The sequence below is a fragment of the Streptomyces sp. NPDC002788 genome (assembly GCF_053592115.1).
Genome location: NZ_JBSFVB010000005.1, coordinates 200,085 through 214,938, shown reverse-complemented (window position 1 = coordinate 214,938; position 14,854 = coordinate 200,085). Strand labels below are relative to the sequence as shown.

16 protein-coding genes and 3 pseudogenes are annotated in these 14,854 nt (G+C 71.5%); 7 read left to right on the top strand and 12 right to left on the bottom strand.

Annotated elements, in window-relative coordinates; translation table 11 throughout:
- Positions 1–43 precede the first annotated feature (43 nt).
- Positions 44–217, bottom strand: a pseudogene (locus ACWD1U_RS12015) (S24 family peptidase); the annotation flags it as partial.
- 222 nt (positions 218–439) lie between these two features.
- Here ACWD1U_RS12015 and sodN point away from each other — a divergent pair.
- Complete coding sequence (sodN, locus tag ACWD1U_RS12010) at positions 440–835, top strand: superoxide dismutase, Ni (RefSeq protein ID WP_451106725.1); 396 nt, start codon at positions 440–442, stop codon at positions 833–835.
- A gap of 40 nt (positions 836–875) precedes the next feature.
- On the opposite strand, the gene ACWD1U_RS12005 is transcribed toward sodN, so the two are convergent.
- Positions 876–1,100 carry a hypothetical protein gene (locus tag ACWD1U_RS12005; protein ID WP_451106723.1) on the bottom strand — a complete coding sequence of 75 codons (225 nt, stop codon included), beginning with the start codon at positions 1,098–1,100 and terminating at the stop codon, positions 876–878.
- Between the two features lie 60 nt (positions 1,101–1,160).
- Positions 1,161–2,315, bottom strand: a complete 1,155-nt coding sequence (locus ACWD1U_RS12000) for an anion permease (protein ID WP_451106722.1) — start codon at positions 2,313–2,315, stop codon at positions 1,161–1,163.
- Between the two features lie 104 nt (positions 2,316–2,419).
- On the opposite strand from ACWD1U_RS12000, the gene ACWD1U_RS11995 reads away from it, so the two are divergent.
- On the top strand, positions 2,420–3,154 hold the full coding sequence (locus ACWD1U_RS11995) for a VOC family protein (RefSeq protein ID WP_451106720.1): 735 nt from the start codon (positions 2,420–2,422) through the stop codon (positions 3,152–3,154).
- Here the strand turns inward: ACWD1U_RS11995 and ACWD1U_RS11990 are convergent.
- The 7 genes and pseudogenes from ACWD1U_RS11990 to ACWD1U_RS11960 form a co-directional block, all read right to left on the bottom strand.
- The gene (locus ACWD1U_RS11990) at positions 3,151–3,375 is read right to left on the bottom strand and encodes a hypothetical protein (RefSeq protein WP_451106718.1); all 225 of its coding nucleotides are present in this window, start codon (positions 3,373–3,375) and stop codon (positions 3,151–3,153) included. The two genes, ACWD1U_RS11995 and ACWD1U_RS11990, sit on opposite strands and share 4 nt — an antisense overlap.
- Before the next feature lie 90 nt (positions 3,376–3,465).
- Positions 3,466–3,591 (bottom strand): annotated as a pseudogene (locus ACWD1U_RS11985) (RNA polymerase sigma factor); the annotation flags it as partial.
- A gap of 150 nt (positions 3,592–3,741) precedes the next feature.
- The gene (locus ACWD1U_RS11980; RefSeq protein ID WP_451106717.1) at positions 3,742–4,053 is read right to left on the bottom strand and encodes a hypothetical protein; all 312 of its coding nucleotides are present in this window, start codon (positions 4,051–4,053) and stop codon (positions 3,742–3,744) included.
- A gap of 26 nt (positions 4,054–4,079) precedes the next feature.
- Positions 4,080–4,202: pseudogene (locus ACWD1U_RS11975) on the bottom strand (dihydrofolate reductase family protein); the annotation flags it as partial.
- Between the two features lie 255 nt (positions 4,203–4,457).
- Positions 4,458–5,072: a GNAT family N-acetyltransferase gene (locus ACWD1U_RS11970; RefSeq protein ID WP_451106716.1), complete on the bottom strand. Its 615-nt coding sequence runs from the start codon at positions 5,070–5,072 to the stop codon at positions 4,458–4,460.
- 316 nt (positions 5,073–5,388) lie between these two features.
- Entirely contained in the window at positions 5,389–6,558 is a 1,170-nt protein-coding gene (locus tag ACWD1U_RS11965) for a family 2 encapsulin nanocompartment cargo protein polyprenyl transferase (RefSeq protein ID WP_451106714.1), read from the bottom strand.
- 111 nt (positions 6,559–6,669) lie between these two features.
- Complete coding sequence (locus ACWD1U_RS11960) at positions 6,670–8,076, bottom strand: family 2B encapsulin nanocompartment shell protein (RefSeq protein ID WP_451106712.1); 1,407 nt, start codon at positions 8,074–8,076, stop codon at positions 6,670–6,672.
- 414 nt (positions 8,077–8,490) lie between these two features.
- Between ACWD1U_RS11960 and ACWD1U_RS11955 the strand changes: the two genes are divergently transcribed.
- A complete protein-coding gene (locus ACWD1U_RS11955) occupies positions 8,491–9,399 on the top strand; it encodes a 1-aminocyclopropane-1-carboxylate deaminase/D-cysteine desulfhydrase (protein WP_451106711.1) in 909 nt (302 codons plus the stop codon).
- A gap of 15 nt (positions 9,400–9,414) precedes the next feature.
- Here ACWD1U_RS11955 and ACWD1U_RS11950 read toward each other — a convergent pair whose 3' ends face one another.
- Positions 9,415–11,013: a Na+/H+ antiporter gene (locus tag ACWD1U_RS11950; RefSeq protein WP_451106709.1), complete on the bottom strand. Its 1,599-nt coding sequence runs from the start codon at positions 11,011–11,013 to the stop codon at positions 9,415–9,417.
- A 61-nt stretch (positions 11,014–11,074) separates the two neighbouring features.
- Between ACWD1U_RS11950 and ACWD1U_RS11945 the strand changes: the two genes are divergently transcribed.
- The 3 genes from ACWD1U_RS11945 to ACWD1U_RS11935 all read left to right on the top strand — a co-directional run bounded on the left by ACWD1U_RS11945 (position 11,075) and on the right by ACWD1U_RS11935 (position 13,161).
- Positions 11,075–11,335: a UBP-type zinc finger domain-containing protein gene (locus ACWD1U_RS11945; RefSeq protein WP_451106708.1), complete on the top strand. Its 261-nt coding sequence runs from the start codon at positions 11,075–11,077 to the stop codon at positions 11,333–11,335.
- 258 nt (positions 11,336–11,593) lie between these two features.
- Positions 11,594–12,007, top strand: coding sequence for an ATP-binding protein (locus ACWD1U_RS11940; RefSeq protein WP_003992877.1), 414 nt, complete (start codon positions 11,594–11,596; stop codon positions 12,005–12,007).
- Positions 12,008–12,024: 17 nt separating this feature from the next.
- Entirely contained in the window at positions 12,025–13,161 is a 1,137-nt protein-coding gene (locus ACWD1U_RS11935) for a SigB/SigF/SigG family RNA polymerase sigma factor (protein ID WP_451107007.1), read from the top strand.
- A 3-nt stretch (positions 13,162–13,164) separates the two neighbouring features.
- On the opposite strand, the gene ACWD1U_RS11930 is transcribed toward ACWD1U_RS11935, so the two are convergent.
- Positions 13,165–13,614 (bottom strand): hypothetical protein, encoded by a 450-nt coding sequence (locus ACWD1U_RS11930; protein ID WP_451106707.1) that lies wholly within the window; start codon positions 13,612–13,614, stop codon positions 13,165–13,167.
- 117 nt (positions 13,615–13,731) lie between these two features.
- On the opposite strand from ACWD1U_RS11930, the gene ACWD1U_RS11925 reads away from it, so the two are divergent.
- Positions 13,732–14,700 (top strand): diacylglycerol/lipid kinase family protein, encoded by a 969-nt coding sequence (locus ACWD1U_RS11925; protein WP_451106706.1) that lies wholly within the window; start codon positions 13,732–13,734, stop codon positions 14,698–14,700.
- Positions 14,701–14,854 lie beyond the last annotated feature (154 nt).

The following is a 14,854-nucleotide window of genomic DNA, read 5'->3' as shown; positions in this document are numbered from 1 at the left end:
CCAAGTCGTCGGGCACGACGCCGTAGTCGGTGCTGTCGCCGCCGGCGTAGGCGTTGTCCCCTAGCACCCACCAGCCGTTCTCGCGCCGCTGGGCGGCTCGCTTCACCACGAGCAGGTCCTGCTGGAAGGGATGCCGCAGCACGACGACGTCACCAGGCCTGATCCGGGCCCCGTAGTGCACCAGGAGCCGGTCCCCGTGGTAGAGCGTGGGCACCATCGAGGGCCCGGTCACCTCGGCGACTCCGAAGGGCGGGACCGGTCCTCCGCGCTCGGACTCCTGCGACAGCTCCGGCATCACCCGGCACCTCCCCGGTTCTTTCCTTCACCAGTCTCACTCACCCCGGACTTTTGTCCTAAGCCTTAGGGGGCACTCGCGAAAAGCCCTCCGCCACGGAGTAATGTCCCCTGTGAGAAGACGATCACGAGGAAGGAATGCTCCATGCTTTCCCGCCTGTTTGCACCCAAGGTCAAGGTCAGCGCGCACTGCGACCTTCCCTGCGGTGTCTACGACCCCGCCCAGGCCCGCATCGAGGCGGAGTCGGTCAAGGCTGTCCAGGAGAAGATGGCCGGAAACGACGACCCGCACTTCCAGGCGCGCGCCACCCTCATCAAGGAGCAGCGCGCCGAGCTCGCGAAGCACCACGTCTCGGTGCTCTGGAGCGACTACTTCAAGCCGCCGCACTTCGAGAAGTACCCGGAGCTGCACCAGCTGGTCAATGACACCCTGAAGGCCCTCTCGGCCGCCAAGGGTTCGACCGACCCGGCCACCGGCCAGAAGGCGCTGGACTACATCGCCCAGATCGACAAGATCTTCTGGGAGACCAAGAAGGCTTGATCGCCTCACACGGCGAAGGGGCCCGGCCGGGATCAGCGGATCAGCGGCCGGGCCCTTCGCCGTACGTGCCTCGGTGGAACCGAGGCACCATCAGACAGATCCCGTACGCCGCCACGGCCGCGCGGGCCAGGAAGCACAGGGCGGCCTGTGCGAGGCCGAGGGCGGATTGCCGCCCGCTGCTCGCGGGTGTGCCTTCCAGCGGGCCGAGGCCGAGGACGCCGAGCGCGAGGACGACGACCACGGCGACGGTGGCGCCGACGCTCACCGCGGTGACCCGGCCCGGTGCGGTCCGGTCCGGTCCGGATGCCTGTCGACTCCCGGTCCTTCAGGCGGCCGTGCCGACCTTGGCCGGCGGCTCGGTGCGGAGGGTGACGTCGTGCGCGTCATTGACGTTCTGCGCGTCCACCGGGTTGCGGCGCGAGACGAGCACGATGCCGGTGGCGAGTGCGGCGCCGACCAGGGCGACGCCGGCCGTGCCCAGGTCGCCGCCGTGCTGGACGACCGCGGCTGCCAGTCCCCCGACAAGCGCGGCTGCGGGCAGGGTGACCATCCAGGCGACCGCCATCCGGCCCGCGACGCCCCAGCGGACCTCCGCGAGCCTGCGGCCGAGCCCCGCGCCGAGAATGCTGCCCGAGGCCACCTGGGTGGTGGACAGCGCGAAACCGAGGTGGGCGGAGGTGAGGATGACGGTCGTGGAGGCGGTCTCGGCGGCGAAGCCCTGCGGTGACTGGATCTCGGTCAGGCCCTTGCCCATGGTGCGGATGATCCGCCAGCCGCCGAGGTAGGTACCGAGGCCGATGGCCAGGCCCGCGGAGACGACGACCCACAGGGGCGGTCCGGCGTCGTGGCCGAGCGCGCCGACCGAGATCAGGGTCAGGGTGATGACGCCCATGGTCTTCTGCGCGTCGTTCGTACCGTGGGCGAGGGAGACCAGCGAGGCGGACGCGATCTGGCCGACCCGGAATCCCCGGGTGACGGACTCCTCGCGGGCCCGGGCGGTGAGCCGGTAGGCGAGGTAGGTGGCCAGCAGCGCGGCGACACCGGCCACGACGGGCGAGGCCACCGCCGGCACCAGCACCTTCTCGACGACCTTGTCGACGTGGATCCCGTGGCTGCCCGCCCCGACCCACACGGCCCCGATCAGCCCGCCGAACAGGGCGTGCGAGGAGCTGGACGGCAGTCCGGCGAGCCAGGTCAGCAGGTTCCACAGGATCGCCCCGACCAGCCCCGCGAAGATCATCCCCGGGGTGACGAGGCTGTCGTCGACGATGCCGCCCGAGATGGTCTTGGCGACCTCGGTGGACAGGAAGGCACCGGCGACGTTGAGGACACCGCTGATCAGGACCGCCGTCCGGGGAGCGAGCGCGCCGGTGGCGATGGACGTGGCCATCGCGTTCGCCGTGTCGTGAAATCCGTTGGTGAAGTCGAAGGCGAGTGCCGTGACGATCACGACCGCCACGAGGAACGTGATGTGGTCCATTCCTGAATGCAAACAAGCGCGGGCCAATGGGCGGGACACGGTGAGGCAAAGCCTGGTCAAGGTTCACGCAGGTGGCCGTGGCGGTCCCCACTACGATCGCGGCCATGAGGATCAGCTGGACATACGCCTTCATCGACCGCCCGCGCACGGGCTTCCGCACCGCCTGTGACTTCTGGACGGCGGTCACGGACACCCGCCTGTCCGAACTGCGCGGGGAACACGACGAGTTCGTCACCCTGCTCCCGGCCGGCGCCGACGCGAGCGTGAAAGTACAGGCCGTTGCGTCCGGGCCCGGCGGCGCGCACCTCGACTTCTGCGTGGACGACGTAGCGGAGTTCGCCCGCGCGGCGGTGCGGCTCGGCGCGAGCGTGGTGGAGGACCTCGGGTCGCTCGTCGTGCTGCGCTCGCCCGGCGGGCAGTTGTTCTGCGCGGATCCATGGCGTGGCCAGTCGACCCGCCCGGGCGTGGTCCGGGGCAGCCGGCTCGACCAGGTCTGCGTCAACGTGTCGCCGGCGGCGTACGACGCCGAAGTCGCCTTCTGGAGCGCGCTGCTCGCCGACTGGGAGTCGCTGCCCGGCGCTCTCCCCGAGTTCCACGTCGTCGAGCCGCCGCCCGGTCTGCCGGTCCGTCTGCTCCTGCAACGCCTCGACGAGGAGCGCCCGGCCTCCGCCCACCTCGACCTCGCCTGCGCGGACGTCACGGAGACCCGGGCCCGGCACGAGGAACTCGGAGCCGCGTTCGAGGCCGACTTCCCCGGCTGGACCGTGATGCGCGACCCGGCGGGCGGCCTGTACTGCCTGACGACCCGGGACCCGGAGACGGGCCGGAGGCGGATCTAGCCCTCGTCGCTGAACATGCACACGACTGTCCCGTCGGCCGACGGGCAGGGTGGCGGGTCGATGCTCTCCTCGGGCCGCGTCTGCTCCCGGACGTACGGCCCCTGGGGCTCCGTCGCGTCCTGCATCCAGAGCGTCAGCCCGCCCGCGGCGACCACGACCGGCGCCCACACGATCACCAACCAGCGCCACACCCTGCGACGCCGCTCCCCCGTCATGCTCATGCCTCACACGCCAGTCCCATCCTCCGGCCTGGGACACCGCCTGGATGCCGTACGCGGTCACCTCCTGGAACGTGCGGGCGAACCCGAAGCCGCCCGAGGTCCGTGGACCGTGGCGGCGGCGACCGCGCGATTGAGGCGTTCGACCGGGCCGGGAACCAAGCCGACGAGGATGTCGTACAGGCCGAGGATCTCGGCCCGGTCCGTCGCCTCGGACGAGGTACGGCCACTGCCCGGCCGCCGAGGACGCACCTGCGTGCCCTGCACCATGACCAGGTACTTCATCGGTCCGCTCCTTCGGCTCTGACCGCCCAGGTGGGCGGCTCTCCTCAGGGGCGTCGGAGCCGGGCCACGGTTCGCGACACGGTCTCAGGGGTTTTCCGCGACGGTTCCACCCGGGGCCGCCTCGGGTGGGGTCGTAGCAGGTGGGGCGGTGCCCTCGACGAGCCGGGCCACCTCTGCGGGCCCGGTGCCTTCGGCCTTCCGGGGGGCTCCGGAACGCCGGAAGGCCTCGCCTGTGCGGCCCGTTTCCACGCTCTGCGCGTCGTTGGACCGGCACTCGGGGTTGCGGCAGGGGCCCGCCGACCATCGCGGGACCCATGCGCCCAGCGTCTTGTGCCGCCGGACGACGGTTTCCACTGGCTGTCCGCAGGTGGGACAGACGTGTTCTTCGCTGCCCATGTCCTCAGGGTAGGCCGGTCGGGGGCTCAGCGCTTCCTGCTGGAGGTGCGCACCAGCACGCCGTTGCCGAACGTGCGCACCGGCTCCAGGGTGAACTCCGAGATCGCGCATCGGGACCCGAACATCGGCATGCCCGAGCCGTAGGCGATCAGAGGGCCAGGGGGGTCGGTGAACCAGGAGGAGTGGAGCGCCAGGGGGATCCGTGAACCAGGAGGGGGTGGAGCGCCAGGGTCGGGGGCGGCTGGAGGGTCGGACGACGGGAGGGTCGGAGCCTGCCGGGACCCAGACCGGCCGCAGGGCCGACGGCGCTCGGATGCCTGCCCAGGCCGACCGCCGGGGCGCCCTCCGGCGCGGCGCCGACGACGTGACGGCCGTGGTGCTGCTGAGCCCGGGCCGGGCAGGCGCTAGCCGGTCGTCCGTGCCCCGGGCTCGCGCCACATCGGCCACATCTCCGGGCCTTCCGGCAGGCCGAGGGCCGGGCCGGCGAGTTCGAAGCCGAGGCGCTCGTACAGCTTGCGGCTGCGGGCGCTGCTCGCCTCCAGATAGGCCGGCAGCCCCTCGCGGTCGCAGCGGTCGAGAACCGACTCGATGAGCGCGGTACCGAGCCCCTCGCCCTGGCGCCCGGGGGCCACACCGATCATCCACAGGTACTCGTGGGCCCGCCCGGAGGGGTGGATGCCCGTCGTCAGCCGGCCGATCAGCTCGATGCGTTCGTTGTCCGGGTCGACGGCCTCCCGCACCTGGGCCGGGCCCTCGTCCTCGGCGTCGCCGTCATGACCGTCGCCGGCGGGCAGGGACAGCCACAGCGCACAGGCCGCGCCGTCCTCGGTGACGTCGATGCGTCCGGCCTCGAGCACGATGTCGGTGAACGCGGCCATGAGTCCGGGGTGCTTGGCACGGCGGTCCTGCACGCCGGGGAAGACCCAGCCGCTCACGGGGTCGTCCTGGAACGCCTCGTCGAGCAGCCCTACGATCAGCTCTCTGTCCCCTTCGCCCGCCGTCCGTATCGCCACACCCATGCTCCGCCCCTTCGCTCGTCCCGACGGGCGTTGATCGTAGGGGTGTCGGGAACCGCCTGGGGCGGGCGGGGCGGGAGCTTGGCGAGATTCGGTCGAACATCCGTCCAAACTCGGTCGAGTGACACGGGTAAGGGGCGGGCCCCGCACACCGTGGGGCAGTGCGGGGCCCGCCGGCCGGACACCGGTGCCCGTGCGGAGTCAGGAGCCGCACGGCCCCGACGCTCCGGGGTCCTTCCCCTCGGTCGCCCGAAGGGTCACGAGGTGCTGCCGGCGATCCGCTGCTGCCGCGCTGCCGGCCGCCGACCTCTGTCAGCCGTCAACTGCTGCGCCGTGTCACGAACTCGGCGAGGGCCAGCAACCCGCCCGCCGCCTCCGGGTCCGGCACCGCGCGTGCGAGCTGCTGCACGGCCCGGGCCATCCGGTCGGCCGCCTGGCCCTGCGCCCAGTCACGGCCGCCCGCGCGCTCCACGGTCAGGGCGATGTGGTCGAGGTCCTCCTTCTCGCTGGGTCGTGCGTACAGTTCGACCAGTTCGGCGGCCTCCGGGGTGCCGGAGACCAGGGCCGCGACGACGGGCAGGGACTTCTTGCGGGCGGCCAGATCGGCGCCGGCGGGCTTGCCGGTGCGGCCCGGGTCGCCCCATATGCCGATGACGTCGTCGATGAGCTGGAAAGCGAGCCCGGCCTCCCGGCCGAACGCGTCCAGCGCCGCCACTTCGGCGTCCGAGGCGCCCGCGTAGAGCCCGCCGATCGCGCAGGCGCTGCCCAGCAGCGCGCCGGTCTTGGCCTCCGCCATGGCGAGCACCTCGTCCAGCGTGACCTCGCCGGGGCCGCAGCGCTCCAGGGCCGTGTCCGCGTGCTGCCCCGCGCACAGTTCGACCACGCAGTCCGCGAGCCGGGCGGCGGCGGCCCGGGACGCCGGGTGAGGATCCTCGGCGAGCAGCCGCAGGGCCAGCGCCTGCAGGGCGTCCCCGGCGAGGATCGCGTCGGCGTCGCCGAACACGGTCCACGCGGTGGCCCGGTGGCGGCGGGTGGTGTCCCGGTCCATCACGTCGTCGTGCAGCAACGTGAAGTTGTGGACCAGTTCCACCGCCGCGGCCGCCCGGGCCGCCCCCGCCCGTGCTTCGGGCCCCCCGAGGGCCGTCGCCGCGGCGAGGACCAGCGCGGGGCGGATCGCCTTGCCCGAGCCGCCCTCGGCCCGGGTGCCGTCGGCCGGCTCCCAGCCGAAGTGGTGGAGCGCGACCCGTCGCATCGGTCCGGGCAGCGAGCCGAGCGCGGCCCGCAGCTCCGGGTCGACCTCCGCCCGGGCCCGCTCCAGGAGCAGGACCGCCTCGTGCCCCTCGGCCGGTTCCGGCCGCGTGTCCCGCTGTGTCCCGATGGGCCCCCGCCTTTCCGGCGCCCCGGCCGCGTACCGGGGCTCGGCGCCGCGCTGCCCACCGGGAGCGGGCAGCGTCGTGTCCGTCCTGAACTCCGTGAGGAACTCACCCATGAGACCGCCTCGGAGGATGAGCGGACGGTAACGCTTCCGCTGCCGCTGGGCGCGTACCCCGAGGGTGTACCCGTCCTGACGGACGGGGACACGGTCGGCATACCGGGAGCGTCACCGCCAGCGGCCGATCTCGACGTTCTCCAGGACGCCGAGCGCATCCGGCACCAGGACCGCTGCCGAGTAGTAGGCCGTGACCAGGTACTTGATGATGGCCTGTTCGTTGATGCCCATGAAGCGCACCGAGAGGCTCGGCTCGATCTCGTCCGGGATGCCGGTGGCGCGCAGGCCGATGACGCCCTGGTCGGCCTCGCCGGTGCGCAGGGCGATGATCGACGTCGTACGCGCTTCGGTGACCGGGATCTTGTTGCACGGGAAGATCGGCACACCGCGCCAGGTGGGGATGCGGTTGCCGGCCATGTCGATGGTCTCGGGGACGAGGCCGCGCATGTTGAGTTCCCGGCCGAACGCGGAGATGGCGCGCGGGTGCGCGAGGAGCAGCTTGGTGCCGCGGCGCCGGCTGAGCAGCTCGTCCATGTCGTCCGGGCTGGGGACGCCGTCGTGCGGCTGGATCCGCTGGTCGTACTCGCAGTTGTGCAGCAGACCGAAGTCCCGGTTGTTGATGAGCTCGTGCTCCTGGCGCTCCTTGAGCGCCTCGACCGTCAGCCGGATCTGCTGCTCGGTCTGGTTCATGGGCTGGTTGTAGAGGTCGGCCACGCGCGTGTGGATGCGCAGCACGGTCTGGGCGACGCTCAGTTCGTACTCGCGGGGCCGGGCCTCGTAGTCGACGAAGGTGTGCGGGATGTCCGGCTCGCCGGAGTGGCCGGCGGAGAGGTCGATCTCCTTCTCGCCGTACTTGTTGGAGCGCTGCGAGGGGATCGAGCGGCGCTGCCGGAGGTGTTCGCGCAGGGTGTCGGAGCGCTCGGCGATCTGCTCGAACTCCGCGCGGGGCAGCACGAGGACGGTGCAGGCGGTGAGCGCGCGGGCCGTGTACTCCCAGATCGCGTCCTCGTTGAGCAGCGCGTCGTCGCCGAAGTAGGCGCCGTCGGCGAGGACGCCTAGAGATTCGTCGTCCCCGTACGGGCCCGTACCGACCTTCTCCACCCGGCCGTGCGCCAGCAGGTACACCTCGTCGGACGGGCTGCCGAACGAGACGATCACCTCGCCCGCCTGGAGCTCCCGCTGCTCGCAGCGGCGGGCGATCTCGAACAGCACCTCCTCGTCCTCGTACGACCGCAGTGCCGGCAGTTCGCCGAGCTCCGCGGGGATGACCTCGACGCGGTCGCCGGTCTTGACGAACGTCAGGCGGCCGTCGCCCACGGCGAACGTCAGCCGCCGGTTGACCCGGTACGTACCACCCTGGATATCGACCCAGGGCAGCATCCGCAGCAGCCAGCGGGAGCTGATCTCCTGCATCTGCGGCACGGACTTGGTCGTGGTGGCCAGGTTCCGCGCGGCCGCCGTGCCCAGACTCTGCTGCGGCTTGGTGTGCTCCGTGCGGACCTCTTCGCCTACCGACATAGAGAACTGCCTCCCCGGTTGTGACCGACGCCCATATGCCTCGGGCATCGCTGTCCGCGAGCAAGCCTTCCTCACGCAGGCTCGCAGTGCTATTACCCGAAAGAGCGGGAATGGATCTTCCCTTTGCTGGGCAGAGGCGGCCCGTTCAACGATCTGAAGCACCCGTGCCAGACGGCGGGGTGGCGACAACCCGTGGGAGCCTGTCGCTCTCATCGGCGGCGGCTTGGGCGGCTGGGAGCTCACCTTCACCGCGCTGGTCACCTACGCCTTCCGCGCCGCGGAGTCGTGCGTGGTGCCTGCGGGGCGGACCGTCGCTCATGGAACTGGTGCGCGACCTGCGCCGGGGCGGGCTCCGGCCCGAGCCGGGTGTCAGCCCCGAGCCCGTCTCCCCCACCACCGGGTGACAATGGCCCGGTGACCAGCCCCGGCACCCCCCGCTTCGCCGCACTTCGCCCCCGGCTGCCCTCGCCGGTACAGGAGGTCGTGGACGGCCGGTTCGAGCGCCGGGGGATGCGGCTGCTGCTGAAGCGGGACGACCTGATCCACCCGGAGCTGATCGGCAACAAGTGGCGCAAGCTGGCACCGAATCTCGCGGCGGCGGGCGGCCGTACCGTCGTCACCTTCGGCGGCGCCTGGTCCAACCATCTGCGCGCCACCGCCGCGGCCGGCCGGCTGCTCGGCATCCCCACGGTCGGCGTCGTACGCGGCGGCGAACTGGCCGACCGGCCCCTGAATCCCTCCCTGGCCCGCTGCACGGCCGACGGCATGCGGCTGCACTTCGTGGACCGCGCGACGTATCGCCGCAAGTCCGAGCCACAGCCCCTGGCCGACATCCTGCGCGCGGCGGACGTCGAGGAGGCGTACGTCGTCCCGGAGGGCGGCACCAACGCCGAGGCCGTACGCGGTTGCCTGGCGCTCGGCGCCGAACTGCGCGGCCGGGCCGATGCCGTAGCGGTGGCCTGCGGCACGGGGGGCACCCTGGCCGGCCTGGCCGCCGGTCTCGCCCCCGGGCAGCGCGCCCTGGGCGTCCCGGTCCTCAGAGGCGGCTTCCTGACCGCGGGAACCGAGGCCTTGCAGCGGCAGGCCTTCGGCGGCCGACGCGGTACCTGGGACCTGGACGACCGCTTCCATTTCGGCGGCTACGCGCGCGTGCCCGCCGAGCTCGACGCGTTCGCCGCGGACTTCGAGCAGCGTCACGGCCTGCCCGTCGAACGCCTGTATGTCGCCAAGCTGCTGTACGGGCTCGTCGCCCTGGCCGGCGAAGGCGCCTTCCCGCGCGGGACGACCGTGGCGGCCGTGATCACCGGCCGCCCCTTCCCCTGACGCCCGGCCGGGCCGCTACGCCGTCTCCCGGAAGGCCGCCGCCTCCTCCAGGTCCAGCCTGCGCAGCAGGGTCCGCAGCATCTCGTCGTCGATGTAGCGGCCGTCCCGGAGCTTGACGAACACCTCGCGCTCGGCGCTGATCATCTCCCGCGACAGTCGCCGGTAGGTGTCGTCGACGGACTCCCCGGTGACCGGGTTCGTCTGCCCGAGCCGCTCCCAGACGGCGTTGCGGCGGCGTTCCAGGACGGTGCGCAGCCGTTCGGCGAGCGGGGCGGGCAGGGTGTTGCGCTCGTCGGTGAGGAGTTCGTCCAGGCGCCGCTCGGCGGCCCGGGAGGCCTGCGCCTGAGCATTGGCCTCGGCGAGCGTCTCGGCCTGAACGTCCCGCCCGGGGAACTTCAGCAGGCGGATCAGCGGGGGCAGGGTCAGGCCCTGCACGACCAGGGTCCCGATGACGGTGGTGAAGGTCAGGAAGAGGATGAGGTTGCGCTGTGGGAAGGGCTCGTCGCCGCCGTGCATGGTGAGCGGGATGGAGAAGGCGATGGCCAGGGATACCACGCCCCTCATCCCGGCCCAGGCGACGACGAACGGCGCCTTCCACGTAAGGCTCTCCTCCCGCTCCCGGATCCGGGCCGACAGCAGCGGCGGCAGGAAGGCCGCCGGGTACACCCACACGAACCGGGCGGCGACGACCACCAGGAACACGGCGACCGCGTACCAGGCGGCTTCGACGCCCTCGTACTGCCCGAGGCCCCTGAGCACCACCGGCAGCTGCAGGCCGATCAGCGCGAACACCGCCGACTCCAGGACGAAGGCGACCATCTTCCAGACCGCCTCCTCCTGCAGACGCGTGGCGAAGTCGACCTCCCACGCGCGGTGTCCCAGGTAGAGGGCGACGACCACGACCGCGAGGACACCGGAGGCGTGCAACTGCTCGGCGACCGCGTACGCGACGAACGGGATGAGCAGGGAGAGCGTGTTCTGCGGCAGCGCGTCCTTCACGTGCGTGCGCAGCCAGTGGATCGGCGCCGTCAGCACCAGCCCGACCACGACTCCGCCGACGGCGGCGAGCAGGAACTCGCCGATGCCCCCGGCCCAGGTGGCACCCTCGCCGACGGCGGCCGCCAGGGCCACGCGGTAGGCGGTGATCGCGGTGGCGTCGTTCAGCAGGGACTCGCCCTGGAGGATCGTGGTGATCCGTGACGGCAGCCCGACCCGGCGGGCGACCGCCGTCGCAGCGACCGCGTCCGGGGGCGCCACGACCGCGCCGAAGACCAGGGCAGCGGTCAGCGGCATGTCCGGCACGATCTGGTACAGGGCCCAGCCGACCACGAAGGTCGCGAACAGCACGTACCCCACGGACAGCAACGCGACCGGCCGCAACTGCGCCCGCAGGTCGAGGTAGGAGCTGTCGATGGCGGCGGTGTGCAGCAGCGGGGGCAGGAGGAGCGGCAGCACGATGTGCGGGTCGAGGGTGTAGTCGGGCACCCCGGGGACGTAGCTGACCGCCAGTCCGACCGCCACCAGCAGCAGCGGCGCCGGCACCGGTGTGCGCCGCGCGGCCGCGGCTATCGCGGCGCTGCCCGCCACCAGAAGCAGCAGTGGCATCACGTCCATCGTTCTCGCCCGCCCTCGGTTTCCACGCGGTCTTCCGCTCGACCGTCGTAACCTGGCAATCATGAAACAGTGCACGCACGCCGACGGGCTGCCGCACCCCGAACCTGGTCCGCTCAACGAGACGTGTCCGGAGTGCTTGGCGGAGGGCATGGATCCGGTGCAGCTGCGGCTGTGCCTCACCTGTGGTCACGTCGGCTGCTGCGACTCCTCGCCGGGGCGGCACGCGGCGGAGCACCACAAGCAGTCCGGTCACCCCGTGATGCGGACGCACGAGCCCGGAGAGGCCTGGCGGTGGTGCTTCGTCGACCATGTTCTGGTGTGACCCGACAGCGCCCCGCCGCCGGACGGTTCGACCGTCTGACGTCTGGGTACGTCAATCCGGCGCGCGCTCTTCCTATTTGGGCCCGCCCGACCCCTAGACACGGAGCGTATCCACAGGTTTACTGTGAGTGACGGCAGGGGTCGGGGTCCCGGGGACAGGACCGTCGAGAGCGCGATAGCGTCACCGCTGAACCACGTATCGCGTTACCCGGGGGGCGACCCTCGGCCCTGAAACGCTTGTACCACCTTGGAGGTGAGGGTGTCCCAGATCGCAGGCGAGCCCGCGACCCAGGACTTCGTGGAAGTCCGGCTGCCGGCTGCGGGTGCCTACCTGTCGGTGCTGCGTACGGCCACGGCCGGTCTCGCGGCCCGTTTGGACTTCACCCTCGACGAGATCGAGGACCTGCGCATCGCGGTGGACGAGGCCTGCGCGATCCTGCTTCAGCAGGCCGTGCCCGGCTCGGTGCTCAGCTGTGTCTTCCGCCTCGTCGACGACTCACTCGAGGTCACCGTCTCGGCCCCGACCACGGATGGTCATGCCCCCTCCCGGGACACCTTCGCCTGGACCGTCCTGTCCGCTCTCGCGGGCAAGGTCTCCTCCGCGGTGGACAAGGACAAAACCGTTTCGATCAGCCTCTACAAACAGCGCGGCGCGGGACCCGGGCCGGCGTGAGGAACGAGGACGGGCCGGTGCGGGACGAAGAGCGCGGCACACGAGAGCTGCCGGCCGAGGATACGGGCACGAGCGGTCCGAGCACGGCCCGGCGCATGGCGGACGGCATCGACGGCATTCCCGAGCAGGCCCGCCCGCACCCGGAGGACGACGCCGCGGGGGCCGTCCCCCCGGGCGGCGGGCGGCCGGAGTCGGACAGTGCCGCGCGGAGCGCGCCTCCGGGCGTAGGGATCGCCGCATCCCCGGCCCAGGGGGGTCCCCCCACCCGCGCGAAGCCGAGGGCGGCGGAGGAGGCGAGGGCTCGGGGAAGGGCGACGGGCGGGACGATGAGCGAGCACGAGCGACACTCCGAGGACGAGACGCCGAGCGCACGCCACACACAGGGTGCGCGGCACGGCTCCCCGGACCGCAGCGGGGCGCGCGAGATGTTCCTCAAACTGCGCACCCTGGACAGCGGCAGTCCCGAGTACGCGGAGCTGCGCAACCAGCTGGTCCGCATGCATCTGCCGCTCGTGGAGCATCTGGCGCGGCGCTTCCGCAACCGCGGCGAGCCGCTGGACGATCTCACCCAGGTCGCCACGATCGGCCTGATCAAATCGGTCGACCGTTTCGACCCGGACCGCGGCGTGGAGTTCTCCACGTACGCGACGCCGACGGTCGTCGGCGAGATCAAGCGGCACTTCCGCGACAAGGGCTGGGCGGTGCGCGTCCCGCGTCGGCTGCAGGAGCTGCGCCTCTCGCTCACCACGGCCACGGCCGAGCTCTCGCAGCTGCACGGCCGCTCCCCCACGGTCCACGAACTCGCCGAGAAGCTGGCGATCTCGGAGGAGGAGGTCCTGGAGGGCCTGGAGTCCGCCAACGCGTACTCCACGCTGTCCCTGGACGTCCCCGACACCGACGACGAGTCCCCGGCGGTCGCGGACACTCTCGGCGCGGAGGACGAGGCGCTGGAGGGCGTGGAGTACCGGGAGTCCCTCAAGCCGCTGCTGGAGGACCTCCCGCCGCGAGAGAAGCGGATCCTGCTGCTCCGGTTCTTCGGCAACATGACTCAGTCCCAGATCGCGCAGGAGGTCGGCATCTCGCAGATGCACGTCTCCCGGCTGCTGGCGCGCACGCTGGCGCAGCTGCGGGAGAAGCTCCTCGTCGAGGAGTGACGGCTACTTCTCGATGTCGCCGGGGTTGCCGGGCCCACGGATCCCGAGGGCCCGGGTCGTCTCGGGGTTCACCAACAGGACGAGCGCCGCGACTGCCACGACCGCGAGGGCGATCCCGCCCGGGATGGCCATGCTGTCGGCCTGCAGCAGGTTGTAGGACACCGGCAGCGCCAGGAGCTGGGTGATGACGGCCGGGCCGCGGCTCCAGCTGCGGCGGGCGAGCAGACCGCGGGCGGCGAGCAGGGGCAGCAGTGCGAGCACGACCAGCGTGACGCCCCCGGTCACGGCCTGCTGCCGGTCGTCCGGCTCACCGGTGAGGCCGAGGACGAGCATCCAGACGCCGCCGACGACCAGGGCGAGCCCCTCCAGTGCGGCCAGCAGCGCGGCGTACGTCAGACGCCGGGGGCGCGGGCCGGTGGTTTCCTCGATGGTGGGGCTCTGCTCACTGCTCACCCCTGAAGGGTAGCCCTCGCCGTACGGGCGCCCAGGGGCGAGGTTCAACCCCCGCTCTCTTACCGGATCCCTACCTCGGTCTGGGCCAGGTACCCCCCAGTAGGTACGCTGCCAGTCATGCGTGCACTTCTCGTGGTCAATCCGGCGGCAACCACCACAAGTGCGCGTACGCGCGACGTACTGATCCACGCGCTGGCCAGCGAGATGAAGCTGGAAGCGGTCACCACCGAGTACCGCGGCCACGCCCGCGACCTGGGCCGGCATGCGGCGGACAGCGACGACATCGACCTGGTGGTCGCCCTCGGCGGCGACGGCACGGTCAACGAGGTGGTGAACGGTCTGCTTCACGCGGGCCCCGCCCCGCGGCACCTGCCCGGCCTCGCCGTGGTCCCGGGTGGCTCGACCAACGTCTTCGCCCGCGCCCTCGGCCTGCCCAACGACGCCGTGGAAGCCACCGGCGCCCTGCTGGACGCCCTGCGCGACGGCAGCGAACGGACCGTCGGCCTGGGCCTGACCTCGGGCACCCCGGGCACGGAGGATGAGGCAGTACCGGCTCGCTGGTTCACCTTCAACGCGGGGCTCGGCTTCGACGCCGGTGTGGTCGGCCGGGTGGAGCAGCACCGCGAGCGCGGACGGAAATCCACACATGCTCTTTACGTACGCCAGGTTGTGCGTCAGCTCCTCGGCGAGCCGAACCGCCGGCACGGGACGATCACGCTGGAGCGGGCAGGCGAGGATCCGGTCACAGATCTGGTGCTGTCCATAGTCTCGAACACCTCACCGTGGACATTCCTGGGGAATCGCCCGATCTATGCGGCACCTAAGGCCTCGTTCGATACCGGCCTCGACATCTTCGCCCTCAGTCGCCTGTCCACCGTGGCTGTTGCCCGGCATGGCACCCAGTTGCTCACTTCGTCCCCCGAGCGCGGACCCCATGGAAAGCACGCCACTTCTCTGCACGACTTGACAGAGTTCACCTTGCATTCGAAGGTCCCTCTCCCCCTCCAGATGGACGGTGACCACCTAGGGCTGCGAACCAGCGTGACGTTCACAGGCGTACGCCGTGCACTGCGTGTGATTGTGTGAGCAGAACCGGCTAAAGTCCTTTCACTCGAACGTTTAGACCAGGATCCACCCCATGGAAGTACGGCTGTGACCTAGCCGACACCGAAGAATCAAAAAAAACTTTCCAGAAGGGGTTGTATCCGCCGCTGAGGTTTGCGAGTCTCTACGTGGCGAT